Origin of the sequence: Prescottella equi (genome assembly GCF_020171745.1) — a bacterium.
Lineage (GTDB): Bacteria > Actinomycetota > Actinomycetes > Mycobacteriales > Mycobacteriaceae > Prescottella > Prescottella equi_A.
In genome coordinates this window covers 64,732-76,538 of record NZ_JAIVAH010000012.1, presented here as the reverse complement: position 1 = coordinate 76,538, position 11,807 = coordinate 64,732, and the positions used below count along the sequence as shown (strand labels likewise).

The window sequence follows — 11,807 nt, the reverse complement described above, 5'->3', positions numbered from 1 at the left end:
CGCGAGGGCCGAAGGTCCCGACAGTTCCCGCCGACGGACACCAATTCTCCCGATCCCGGCTCGTGCCGGATCTCGGTGTGCTGCGCCCGTGCGGCCGTCAGGCCAGCGCCACCGCCTTGCGCGCGATCGCGAGTTCCTCGTTGGTGGGGACGACGAGCACCTCGACCGCGGAACCCTCCGCGCTGATCCGTCGCTCGCCCCGCTGCGGCGACTCGTTGCGGGTGGCGTCCACCACAATACCCAGACTCCCCAGTCCCGCAAGGGCATCGCGCCGGACGTCGACGTTGTTCTCCCCCACCCCGCCGGTGAAGGTGATGACGTCGACGCCGCCGAGTTCGACGAGATACGCACCGATGTAACGGCGCAGCCGGTGCACGTACACGTCGTACGCGAGCTTCGCGTCCGGGTTGCCGTCCGCGACCATTCCCAGGACCGACCGGAAGTCGTTCTCCCCGCACAGCCCCTTGAGCCCGGAGTGCCGGTTGAGCAGGTCGTCGATCTGGTCGACGTCCAGTCCCGCGTTCCGGTTGAGGTACAGCAGGATTCCCGGGTCGAGGTCACCGCTGCGGGTGCCCATCACCAGCCCCTCGAGTGGCGTCATGCCCATCGAGGTGTCGACCGCCCGGCCGCCGCGGATCGCCGACGCCGACGCCCCGTTGCCCAGGTGCAGCACGATCTGGTTCAGGTCCCCGGGGTCGCGGCCGAGGAACGCGGCGGCCCGGCCGCTCACGTACTCGTGCGAGGTCCCGTGGAAACCGTAGCGGCGCACCCGGTTCGCGCGCGCCACCTCGGCATCGATCGCATACGTCGCCGCGGCCTCGGGCAGCGTGTGGAAGAACGCCGTGTCGAACACCGCGACGTGCGGGACGTCGGGCAGCTGGGCCATCGCCACCTCGATGCCCACGACGTTCGGCGGGTTGTGCAGCGGCGCCAGCGTCGACAGCCGGCGCAGTTCGCGCAGGACGCCGTCGTCGATGATCGTCGGTTCGTGGAACACCGCGCCGCCGTGGACCACGCGGTGCCCGACGGCCACGATGCCGCGCTCACGCAGCGGCGGGCCGGTCTCGGCGATCACGTCCTCGGCGGCGTGCAGTCCGGCGGTGTGGTCGGCGATGTGCAGTTCGCGGTCGATCTCCCCGCCCGGGTAGCGGTACACGATGCGCCCGGCGGCCTCGCCGATCCGTTCCACCAGGCCGGTGCCCACCGATTCCCCGGCCGCGGGGTGCACCAGCTGGAACTTGATCGACGACGATCCCGAGTTGATTACCAGCACAACGGGTTCGGTCACGGAAGCTCCTCCTGCGCCTGGATCGCAGTGATCGCGACGGTGTTGACGATGTCCTGGACCAACGCGCCGCGCGACAGGTCGTTCACCGGCTTGTTCAGGCCCTGCAGCACCGGCCCCACCGCCACCGCACCGGCGCTGCGCTGCACGGCCTTGTAGGTGTTGTTGCCGGTGTTGAGGTCCGGGAACACGAACACCGTGGCCCGGCCGGCCACCTCCGAGCCGGGCAGCTTCGCGTCCGCCACCGAGGGCTCCACCGCCGCGTCGTACTGGATCGGACCCTCCACCAACAGGTCCGGTCGCCGATCGCGGACCAGTGCGGTCGCGGTGCGGACCTTGTCGACGTCGGCGCCGGTTCCGGAATCGCCCGTCGAGTACGACAGCATCGCCACCCGCGGCTCGATGCCGAACCGGGCCGCGGTCTCGGCCGACGACACCGCGATGTCCGCGAGTTGCTCCGCGGTCGGGTCCGGCACGACGGCGCAGTCGCCGTACGCGAGCACCCGGTCCGACAGGCACATCAGGAAGATGCTCGACACCGTCGACACCCCCGGCCGGGTCTTGATGATCTCGAGCGACGGGCGGATGGTGTGCGCCGTGGTGTGCGCGGCGCCGGACACCATGCCGTCGGCAATCCCTCTGTGCACCATCATGGTTCCGAAGTACGAGATGTCGGTCATGATCTCGCGGGCTCGGTCGACGGTCATGCCCTTGTGCGCCCGCAGTTTCGCGTACTCGACCGCGAACTCGGTCACGTAGTCCGACCGGCGCGGGTCCAGCACCACGGCCGTCGACAGGTCCACGCCCAGTTCGGCGGCGCGCCCGCGCACCTTCGCCTCGTCGCCGAGGATCGTCAGGTCCACCACCCGCCGGCGGAGCAGGCGTCCGGCCGCCCGCAGGATCCGGTCGTCCTCGCCCTCGGGCAACACGATGTGCTTGCGGTCCGCGCGGGCCCGGTCGATCAACTGGTACTCGAACATCTGCGGCGTCGTGACCGACGGGATCTGCAGGCGCAGGCGCTCGATCAGCGTCGGCGCGTCCACCCGGCGCTCCACCAGGCTCAGCGCGGTATCGACCTTGCGCAGCGAACCCACCGCGACCCGGCCGCGGGTCTGCGCCGCCGTGTGCGCGGTGTCGAAGGTGCCCATCTCGGTGGTGAGGATCGGCAGCCGCGGGTTCAGTCCCGCCATGAGCTTCGCGATCGCCGGGTGCGGCGCGATCCCACCGTTCATGATGATGCCCGCCAGCGACGGGAATCCCTGCGCCTCATGTGCGCTCACCATCGCGAGCAGGACGTCGGAGCGGTCACCCGGCACGATGACGACGGTGCCCTCGGCGAGCCGTTCGAGGATGTGCTCGGCGGTCATGCCGCCCACCATCACCTTCAGCGCCTCCCGCTGCAGCAGCGCCGTGTCCCCGCTGTACAGCTCACCGTCGACGGCCACCAGCAGTTCCGCCATCGTCGGCGCCACCAGCAGCGGGACCTCCGGCAGACTCCACGCCGGCACCCCCAGCGGTTCGAGGGCCGCGGCGTACTCGTCGAGCATCTCCGGCGCGCAGCGGTTCGCGACGATCGCCACCAGGTGCGCGTGCTGCGACGCCAGTTCCACCGCGCACATCTGCGCCAGCTGCCGCACCTCGTCGGGGCTGCGGTGCTGGCCGCGCAGGGTCAGCAGCACCGGCGCCTCGAGGTTGGCGGCGATGCGGGCGTTGTAGCCGAGTTCGCTGGGGCTCGCGACGTCGGTGTAGTCGCTGCCGACGATCACCACGGCATCGCACTCGGCCGCCACGTCGTGGTACCGGGAGACGATGTCGCTCAGCGCGCCGTCCGGGTCGGCGTGCACCTGCTCGTACGTCACGCCCAGGCACTGCTCGTAGCTGAGGTCCGCCGTCGTGTGGTCGATCAGCAGTTCGAGGATGTGGTCGGTCTCGTCGGCGGCGCGGGCGATGGGGCGGAACACGCCCACCCTCGCCGTCGACGCGCACAGCATCTGCAGCACTCCCAGCGCAACCGTCGACTTGCCGGTGTCCCCCTCCGGGGAGGCGATGTAGACGCTCGACACGGTGCCCGAAACAGCCATGCGCCACAGCCTAGTGACGATCGCGCATAATCGGCGTCCATGAGCGACTCAGTGAGCGATACGGGATTCCCGGACGTCCGGTGGGGATCGGAGAACAGCGTGCTGCGCGGGCCGGCCACCGCCTTCGCGTCCACCAAGCTGGGGTCGTGGACCATCCGTCGGATGGCCCCGTTGGACCGTCGGCTACTCGAACGCAGCAAGGGCCGCTTCACGGCCCTCGGTCCCATCGGCGCCCCCACCGTGCTGCTGAACACGATCGGCCGCAAGTCCGGGCAGCGCCGCACCAGCCCGCTGCTCTACGTCCGCGACGCCGACCGCCTGGTGGTGGTCGGTAGCAACTTCGGGCAGGAGCACCACCCGGCGTGGACGTCGAACCTGCTCGCGCAGCCCGAGGCCAGCGTGACGATGGCCGGACGCGACATCCCCGTGCTGGCGACCCGGGTCACCGGCGACGAGAAGGACCGGTTGTACAAGCAGTTCATCGAGCTGGCCGGCGTCTACGCCGTTTACCAGGGTCGCACGGACCGCGACATCCGGATGTTCGCGCTCACCCGCCGCTGATCGTCCCCCCTTGATGGCCGAATGTCACACACGTCCACTCCAACTGAACGTATGTGACATTCGGCCAGAGCAGACGGGCGGTCAGACCACCGACGCGCGGTCGATGTCGGACACGTCGGCGCCCGCCGATTCGAGTCGCTTGAACAACTCGTCGGTGCCGTACTTCGAGGCGAACTGCAGTTCCGAGTCGGTGATCGGTACCGCCTGCAGCCACGTGGTCACGTCCTCGTCGCGGTCGACGAGGATCTCGAGCGTGGCCCAGATGAACGGGACCACGAGCAGCACGTGCCGGGTCGACCGACCCGGGTCCGCCGCGTGAACGGCGTTGGGAACGACGGTGTTCGGGGTGACGTGCAGCGAGCCGGACGCCACCTGGAAAGCACACTGCGCCAGGACGTCGGACAGCAGGCGGTAGTCGGCGCGGCCGACGGTGATCAGTTCGGTGCGGATCGGGCGGCCGTCCTCGGTGGTGACGTTCGTCGGGAACCGGGACATGTCGAGGGTCGCGTAGGACGCGTAGCCCGGGCCGGGGCAGCCGTCGCCGACCGCGATCGACACCTCCGCCGGCTCCTCGCCGTCACCGTCCTCGTCCACGGGCGCGCGGAACCGCAACACCTGCGGCGACACACCGAAAACTTCACCGATTCGGTGTGCCGCCGCCCGGACTTCTTCACTCGCTTCCATGGGAACGAGCCTAGAGGCCCATTGCCGTGGAACCCGCGTCAGGCCAGTGCGCGCAGACGCGGTGCGAGGTCGCGCTCGAACAGGTCGAGGAATCGCTTCTGATCATGGCCCGGCGCGTGGAACACCAGGTGGTTGAGGCCCGCGTCGAGGTACGGCTTGATCTGCGCGACGGCCTCGTCCGGATCGGACGCGACGATCCAGCGCTTGGCGACCTGCTCGATCGGCAGGGCGTCGGCCGCCGCCTCCATCTCGATCGGATCCTCGATGCTGTGCTTCTGCTCCGGCGTCAGCGACAGCGGCGCCCAGAAGCGGGTGTTCTCCAGCGCCGCCGCAGGATCGGTGTCGTACGAGATCTTGATCTCGATCATCCGGTCGATGTCGGCGAAGTTGCGCGCCGTCTTCTCCGCACCCTCCTTCACCGCCGGGATCAGCTTCTCGGTGTACAGGTCCATGCCCTTGCCGGACGTGCAGATGAAGCCGTCACCCGCGCGGCCCGCGTAGCGCGCGACGACCGGGCCGCCGGCCGCGATGTAGACCGGGATGCCGCCCTCGGGGACGTCGTAGATCGACGCGCCCTTGGTGCGGTAGTACTCGCCCTCGAAGTCGACGCGGTCGCCGGTCCACAGGTCGCGCATCAGCTGCACCGACTCGCGCAGCCGCGCGAAACGCTCCTTGAACTCCGGCCATTCACCCGTGAAACCGGTCGCGATCTCGTTGAGCGCCTCACCGGTGCCGACACCGAGCATGACGCGTCCCGGGTACAGGCAGCCCATCGTCGCGAACGCCTGCGCCACGACCGCCGGGTTGTAGCGGAACGTCGGGGTCAGCACCGACGTACCGAGCTGCAGCCGCTGGGTGCGCTCACCGACCGCCGTCATCCACGCGATCGAGAACGGCGCGTGTCCGCCGTTGTGCCGCCAGGGCTGGAAGTGGTCGCTGACGGTGACGCTGTCGAGGCCGTGTTCCTCGGCCATCACGCCCAGCTCGACCAGATCGCGCGGCCCGAACTGCTCCGCGGACGCCTTCAATCCCAACTTCAGTCCCTGTGCCACCGGTTCTCCGATCGTCTACCTGATTCGATTGGGTTCGAGTATGCCCCGCGTCACCCTCGCGCTGTAGCCCTGTCTCACCCGTCGACGTCGGTGGGGCGTCCGATTTCGTGTTCGACGAGGTCCGGGGACGGCGTCCAGTCGTAGACGACCGACGTCCGCAGCAGGATGTCCTGCAGCGAGCGCCGGCGCCCGTCGAACGCCGCCCAGAACAGGCCGAACCCGAACAGCACACACAGCACCGCACGGGCCGCGCACCGGGGGAACCGGACGAGGCGGCCGTTGCGGCTGACGAGACGCAACCCCATCGCGACCGCCCCGACGGTGCGGCCGCTGGTGGACCAGCACACCGTGAGATACAGGACGGACAGCGCGACGAACGTCGTGGCGGACAGCAGGAACTGCGCCTGCGGGAACCGAAACTCCTGCGGCGAGAACAACAACCGGGTGAACATGAGCCCCAGGTAGATCATGCACATCAGGAACAGCACGACGCCGATGTCGATCAGCGCGGCCAGACCACGCGTGACGATCCCGGCCGGGCGATGCTCGGGATCCGCGTGCCGGACATCGGTCATGCCTCACCGCCTTCGCGACCCTCGCGACCGAACAGACGACCGACGAAACCGGCGACGGCGTCGTCGGCCGCCATGCCCTGCGACCGGGCACCGCGCACCGCCTCGGTCGACATCGTGCTGGTCGATTCCCGGATGATCCGGGGCAGGTCGACGCCCTCGATGACCTCGTTGGACAGCCCGACCAGGTCGACGCGTCCGATCACGGCGTCCACGTCCACCTCCGCGGCGATCTTGTCCACATCCACCTTCGCGGCGATCGCGTTCACGTCGACCCGGTCGATGATCCGCTCGATGTCCACGCGCGCGGCCACGTCGTCGACATCCACCCGGTCCAGAATCGGCGCGATGTCCACCTTCGCGGCGATCGCGTCGACGTCGACGCGGTCGATGATCCGCTCGATGTCGATGCCCTCGGCGATCGCGTCGAGGTCGACGTGATCCCGGACCACGGCCGTGATGTCCACTTCCGCGAGCGCGGCCGCCACCACGCGTCGCACGACCTCCCGCAGCACGCGTTCGGTAAGGGCGTCCGCCGCCCGCAACGTCTCCGCACCGCGCGACTCGAGCGCCGCCAGACCGGCATCCACCCCGGGCACGCGGCGCGCGAGATCCAGCGTGGTGCCCGCCGCGAAGCGCAGTGCGTCGCCGAGGAATGCGACGGATCCGGCCACGACGCGGGCCGGATCGGGTGTTCGGTTGCCGTCCATACAGAACATCCAAGACCGAACGGGCGCAAAATGCACGCACCGGGTCCCGACGGCGCTCGGAAGCGCCACCCCAGCACCTCCGCCGCGGATATGCTGGCGTGAGCTTCATTCAGCCAGAAAGCAATTCAGGCCATCAGGCCGGAGGTGCGCGATGCGAAGCTCTGGGGCGACGGCCGGTGCCCGGCACCGGATCCTCCACTCACTCACCCTCGTCGGGATACTGGTTGCCTCGCTGCTCGGCGGGACACTCACCGCGCGTGCGGCCCCGTCGGGCGCCGCCTACGTGGCCGGCATGGTCCAGGTGAGCGACCGGGTGACCCGCATCTCGGTGTACTCACCGTCGATGGACCGGGTGGTCACCAGTGACGTCATCCACCCGACCGGAGGCGGCCCGGCGCCCACGTTCTATCTGCTCACCGGCATCACCGGCGGCGAGGACGGCGTCTCCTGGTACAACAACACCGACGTCACGAACTTCTTCGCGGACAAGCACGTCAACGTGGTGCTGCCGGTGGGTGGCAAGTACTCGATGTACACCGACTGGGACAACGACGACCCCGTGCTGGGCCGCAACAAGTGGCAGACGTTCCTCACGCGGGAGCTGCCGCCGGTGATCGATCGTCAGTTCGGGACCACCGGTGTCAATGCACTGGGCGGGGTGTCCATGGCGGCCGGCCCGGTGCTGGACCTCGCGATCCAGGCACCCGACGTCTACCGCGCCATCGGCTCGTACAGCGGGTGCGCGGGGACCAGCGACTTCAACGGGCAGGCGATGGTCCGCTCGATGGTCGAAGTGCGCGGCGGCGGCAACGTCAACAACATGTGGGGTCCCGGCGGCGGGCCACAGTGGATCGAGCACGACCCGGTGGTGCAGGCAGAACGGTTGCGCGGCAAGGTGTTGTTCCTGTCCGCCGCATCCGGAATGCCCGGCGCCATCGACCGCCTCGATCCGCTGATCGCGATCCCGCAGGGCTTCGTGGGCGGTCTGCTCGAATCGATCACGATGCGCTGCACCGCGGTGATGGACGCCCGGCTGCGGTCGCTCGGCATCCCCGCGACCGTCGTCTACCGCGACGTCGGCAGCCACACGTGGGGCGTGTTCGAGGCCGAGATGCGCGATTCGTGGGCGGTGATCGGTCCGGCCATCGGAGCATGACGGATACTGGAGCCGTGAGCACCGAAGAGCGGAACCCCGGCTGGACGTACCTCATGGACATGGACGGGGTTCTCGTCCACGAAGAACACATCATTCCCGGCGCCGACGACTTCCTCGCCGAACTCCAGGAGGCCGGCACGCCCTTCATCGTGCTGACCAACAACTCGATTCGGACACCCCGCGACCTGCGGGCGCGGCTGTTGCGCAGCGGACTCGACATCCCCGAGAAGTCGATCTGGACCTCGGCGCTGGCGACGGCGACGTTCCTGAAGAACCAGCGACCCGGCGGAAGTGCCTACGTGGTGGGCGAATCCGGGCTCACCACCGCGCTGCACGAGATCGGCTACGTGCTCACCGACAACGACCCGGACTACGTCGTGCTCGGTGAGACCCGCACCTACTCGTTCGAGGCGATCACCACCGCGATCCGGCTCGTCGAACGCGGCGCGCGGTTCATCGCGACCAACCCGGACGCCACCGGACCTTCCCGCGAAGGTTCCCTTCCCGCAACGGGTTCGGTCGCGGCGCTGATCACTCGCGCGACCGGCCGCGAACCGTACTACGTGGGCAAGCCGAACCCGCTGATGATGCGCTCGGCGCTGCGCGCGATCGGGGCGCACTCGGAGAACACGCTGATGATCGGCGACCGGATGGACACCGACGTCGTGTCGGGCCTCGAGGCCGGCCTGCAGACCATCCTGGTGCTCAGCGGCATCTCCACCCGAGCATCCGTCGGGACGTTCCCCTACCGCCCGACGCTGGTGCTCGAGTCGGTCGCCGACCTGGTGGGGCGCACGGCGGACCCGTTCTGAACCCGGCGTCTCACGCGATCGCCGCGTAGGCGGCGTCGACGAGCCGGTGCGCCCGACGGTCGCCGGCGAAGTAGTCGCGCTTGAGATTCGGGACGAACGCGATCGCGAGGCCGCTGTCGGGATCACCCAGCCCGACGGCGCCGCCCGCACCCGGGTGCCCGAACGCGCCGACGGCCACATCCGGAAGCTCGAAACTCTGGGCGGGCCGCATGAAACCGAGCCCGTACGCACTGTCGGTGAGGAGCACCCGGTCCCGGCCGCGCACCCGCACCCGGATCGCGTCGTCCAGCGTCCGGTGGCTCAGTGTCACCCCGTGCACGAGGTCGCGGTAGAACCGCGCGAGTGCGCGCGCCGTGGTGACCATTCCCGCCGCGGGCCAGCCGCCGCCCAGCAGTGCCGGGTCGTTGTACGACGCGGCAGGATTGGCGGTGGCCCGGAAGATGAGCGAACCCGGTTCCGCGTACGCCGCGCCGATCCGAGTCTGCGTCGCGATGTCGGTCAGCGCCGATTTCGGTTCGCCGCGCTTCGGGACGCTGATCCGCGCGGCCCGCGCGATGGTCCCCGCCGGGGCCCCGATCCACAGGTCCGAGCCGAACTCCTCGTGCACGAACTGCCCCACCGACCCGCCGGTGTGCCGTCGGACCAGTTCGCCGAGCAGCCACCCGAACGTGAGCGCGTGGTAGCCGAAGTCGGTACCGGGTTCCCATTCCGGGCGCTGCCGGGCCAGCCGGTCCGCCATCGCGACCGGGTCCGAAGCCTGCGCCACTGTCACGTGCCCGTCGAAGGCCGGCAGCCCGGCCCGGTGGGTCAACAGATGTTCGACGGTGGCGCCGCCCTTGCCGTGCTGCGCGAACTCCGGCCACCAGTCGGCGACGGGGTCGTCGAGGCTCATGTAGCCGCGATCGACGAGCAGCAGCGCCGCCGCCGACGTCACCGCCTTGGTGCACGAGAACACCACGCACGGGGTATCCCACGACCACTCCCGACCGGTCCGCCGATCGGCGATGCCGCCCCACAGGTCCACGACGGGCCGGCCGTCGGCGTACACGGCCACCGCGGCGCCCAGATTCTGCCCGTTTGCGAAGCTCTCCTCGAACACTTCGCGGACACTGTCGAACGCCGAATCACATTGACCCTGAACAGATGCCATGAATGCCTCTAATCGGTCGCGCCCCACTGCGGTCCCGGTTGCCAGGCTAGGACGCACCCCGCGTGTGCTGCGCCGGTTCTCCCGATCGAGCCCAGAATGCGTGGTGCGCGGCGGCATCGGGTCGACGACTCGTACCTCGAGCGTCGGGGAGACGCCTCCAAGGATTTCACCCGGTGTGAGCCAAGGCCGCGGGAACAGGGTGAGGACGGCGCGAGAGCCCTCGTGCCGTCCCACGAGACACCGAGGACACCCGATGCCGGTCGAGACAAGTCCCCCGAAGAGCGCCGCAACGCGACGCGCAACCCTGATCGTCGTCTGCGTGACCACGGCGATGTTGATGCTCGACATCGCCGTGGTCAACACCGCCCTGCCCTCCATCGCGGTCGATCTCGACACCGGCGTGGGCGGACTGCAGTGGGTCGTCGACGCCTACACGCTGGCGTTGGCGACCGTGGTCCTCAGCGCCGGATCCTGGGCTGACCGGCGAGGGCGGCGCTACGTGTTCGAGGTCGGCATCGTACTGTTCACCGTCGCCTCGCTGATCTGCACGGTGGCACCGGGCATCTGGGTGCTCGACCTCGCACGCACCGTGCAGGGAGTCGGTGCCGCCGTCCTGTTCGCGTGCTCGCTCGCCCTTCTCGCGGACGTGTTCGAGAAGGGACCCGCGCGGGCGACCGCGCTGGCCGCGTACGGAGCCACGATCGGCGGAGCGTTCGCGATCGGTCCGCTGGTCGGCGGGCTGCTGACCGAGCTGCTGCACTGGCGGGCCATCTTCCTGATCAACGTCCCGATCGGACTGATCACGCTCGCCGTCACCGTCCGGTGGGTGCCGGAATCGCGGGACCCGAACCCTCGCGGCACCGACGTGATCGGACAGATCCTCGTCTGTGTCGGGTTGGGTGCGCTCGTCTTCGGACTGTTGCGCGGCAACGAGGTCGGATGGACGTCGCCGGCGACGGTCGCCGCCCTCGTGGTCGGCGCCGTCGCGCTGATCGGATTCATCGGATGCGAACTGCGGACGCGGGAGCCGATGCTGCCGCCCCAGCTGCTGAAGAACCGGGCATTCGCGGGCGCACAGGTCGCGGCCTTCGCGATCTCGGCGTCCTTGTTCGCGGTGTTCGTCTACACCACGATCTACCTGCAGAACATCCTGCACCTGTCGCCCACCTCGGCGGGGTTGGTGTATCTGCCCGCAACGGTCGCCATGTTCGTCGTCGCGGGCGCCACCGCGAAGCTCGACGGCCGAATCCCGGTGTCGGTCACGCTGACCGCGTCACTGGCGTTGGTGGCTGCGGGGCTGGTGATGATGACCGTGGTGGACGTTTCCAGCTCGAAGTACGCGATCCTGCCCGGGTTCGCCGTCGCTCTGATCGGCGCCGGAGTGTTCAATCCGGTCATGAGCGGGCTCGTACTCGGGGAGAGCACTGCCGACCACGTCGGGTTGGCCGCCGGCATCAACGACGCGTTCCGCCAGACCGGGATCGCGGTGGGCGTCGCCGCTCTCGGCGCCCTCCTGCCCGCGCAATCGATGCTGCCGGGAGGATCACCGGAGGACTTCGTCGCCGGCCTGCGCGCCGCGCTGATGGTCGCCGCACTCGTCGCGGCGCTGGGGGCGCTGGTCTGCGCGGCAACCTTGCCCGCGCGACGTTCTGTGCGCCGGACCGTCGACGGTGCCGGTGAGGTCGTGTCGGCACTGCGATGATCGGTTCGTCGTACATCGACGCCTCTCGGTCCTTACACTCGT

General features: G+C 69.4%; 11 protein-coding genes. 4 read left to right on the top strand and 7 right to left on the bottom strand.

Going from position 1 to position 11,807, the window contains the following annotated elements:
• Positions 1–97 precede the first annotated feature (97 nt).
• Both LCL87_RS09065 and pta read right to left on the bottom strand, forming a co-directional pair.
• The gene (locus tag LCL87_RS09065; protein ID WP_225018844.1) at positions 98–1,288 is read right to left on the bottom strand and encodes an acetate kinase; all 1,191 of its coding nucleotides are present in this window, start codon (positions 1,286–1,288) and stop codon (positions 98–100) included.
• A complete protein-coding gene (gene pta, locus LCL87_RS09060; protein WP_225018842.1) occupies positions 1,285–3,366 on the bottom strand; it encodes a phosphate acetyltransferase in 2,082 nt (693 codons plus the stop codon). The genes LCL87_RS09065 and pta overlap by 4 nt, the downstream gene beginning before the upstream one ends.
• Positions 3,367–3,417: 51 nt before the next feature.
• On the opposite strand from pta, the gene LCL87_RS09055 reads away from it, so the two are divergent.
• Positions 3,418–3,927 carry a nitroreductase/quinone reductase family protein gene (locus LCL87_RS09055; RefSeq protein WP_225019252.1) on the top strand — a complete coding sequence of 170 codons (510 nt, stop codon included), beginning with the start codon at positions 3,418–3,420 and terminating at the stop codon, positions 3,925–3,927.
• Positions 3,928–4,008: 81 nt separating this feature from the next.
• On the opposite strand, the gene LCL87_RS09050 is transcribed toward LCL87_RS09055, so the two are convergent.
• The 4 genes from LCL87_RS09050 to LCL87_RS09035 all read right to left on the bottom strand — a co-directional run bounded on the left by LCL87_RS09050 (position 4,009) and on the right by LCL87_RS09035 (position 6,945).
• Positions 4,009–4,611, bottom strand: a complete 603-nt coding sequence (locus tag LCL87_RS09050; protein WP_225018840.1) for a suppressor of fused domain protein — start codon at positions 4,609–4,611, stop codon at positions 4,009–4,011.
• A gap of 38 nt (positions 4,612–4,649) precedes the next feature.
• Entirely contained in the window at positions 4,650–5,663 is a 1,014-nt protein-coding gene (fgd, locus tag LCL87_RS09045) for a glucose-6-phosphate dehydrogenase (coenzyme-F420) (RefSeq protein WP_225018838.1), read from the bottom strand.
• Positions 5,664–5,737: 74 nt separating this feature from the next.
• The gene (locus LCL87_RS09040) at positions 5,738–6,238 is read right to left on the bottom strand and encodes an RDD family protein (RefSeq protein WP_225018836.1); all 501 of its coding nucleotides are present in this window, start codon (positions 6,236–6,238) and stop codon (positions 5,738–5,740) included.
• Positions 6,235–6,945, bottom strand: coding sequence for a hypothetical protein (locus LCL87_RS09035; RefSeq protein ID WP_225018835.1), 711 nt, complete (start codon positions 6,943–6,945; stop codon positions 6,235–6,237). The genes LCL87_RS09040 and LCL87_RS09035 overlap by 4 nt, the downstream gene beginning before the upstream one ends.
• 151 nt (positions 6,946–7,096) lie before the next feature.
• On the opposite strand from LCL87_RS09035, the gene LCL87_RS09030 reads away from it, so the two are divergent.
• Together LCL87_RS09030 and LCL87_RS09025 are read left to right on the top strand one after the other, a co-directional pair.
• The gene (locus LCL87_RS09030) at positions 7,097–8,101 is read left to right on the top strand and encodes an alpha/beta hydrolase (RefSeq protein ID WP_225018832.1); all 1,005 of its coding nucleotides are present in this window, start codon (positions 7,097–7,099) and stop codon (positions 8,099–8,101) included.
• Between the two features lie 53 nt (positions 8,102–8,154).
• Positions 8,155–8,913, top strand: coding sequence for an HAD-IIA family hydrolase (locus LCL87_RS09025; protein WP_225019249.1), 759 nt, complete (start codon positions 8,155–8,157; stop codon positions 8,911–8,913).
• Positions 8,914–8,923: 10 nt separating this feature from the next.
• Here the strand turns inward: LCL87_RS09025 and LCL87_RS09020 are convergent, their stop codons facing one another.
• A complete protein-coding gene (locus tag LCL87_RS09020; protein ID WP_225018830.1) occupies positions 8,924–10,063 on the bottom strand; it encodes a serine hydrolase domain-containing protein in 1,140 nt (379 codons plus the stop codon).
• Positions 10,064–10,316: 253 nt separating this feature from the next.
• Here LCL87_RS09020 and LCL87_RS09015 point away from each other — a divergent pair, with 253 nt between their 5' ends.
• Entirely contained in the window at positions 10,317–11,765 is a 1,449-nt protein-coding gene (locus tag LCL87_RS09015; RefSeq protein ID WP_225018828.1) for an MFS transporter, read from the top strand.
• The last annotated feature ends 42 nt before the right edge of the window (positions 11,766–11,807 follow it).

Coding starts and splice junctions, on each gene's coding strand:
- pta (WP_225018842.1), bottom strand. CDS start 3,366: ATGGCTGTTTCGGGCACCGTGTCGAGCGTCTACATCGCCTCCCCGGAG.
- LCL87_RS09050 (WP_225018840.1), bottom strand. CDS start 4,611: ATGGAAGCGAGTGAAGAAGTCCGGGCGGCGGCACACCGAATCGGTGAA.
- LCL87_RS09040 (WP_225018836.1), bottom strand. CDS start 6,238: ATGACCGATGTCCGGCACGCGGATCCCGAGCATCGCCCGGCCGGGATC.
- LCL87_RS09035 (WP_225018835.1), bottom strand. CDS start 6,945: ATGGACGGCAACCGAACACCCGATCCGGCCCGCGTCGTGGCCGGATCC.
- LCL87_RS09030 (WP_225018832.1), top strand. CDS start 7,097: ATGCGAAGCTCTGGGGCGACGGCCGGTGCCCGGCACCGGATCCTCCAC.
- LCL87_RS09025 (WP_225019249.1), top strand. CDS start 8,155: ATGGACATGGACGGGGTTCTCGTCCACGAAGAACACATCATTCCCGGC.
- LCL87_RS09020 (WP_225018830.1), bottom strand. CDS start 10,063: ATGGCATCTGTTCAGGGTCAATGTGATTCGGCGTTCGACAGTGTCCGC.
- LCL87_RS09015 (WP_225018828.1), top strand. CDS start 10,317: ATGCCGGTCGAGACAAGTCCCCCGAAGAGCGCCGCAACGCGACGCGCA.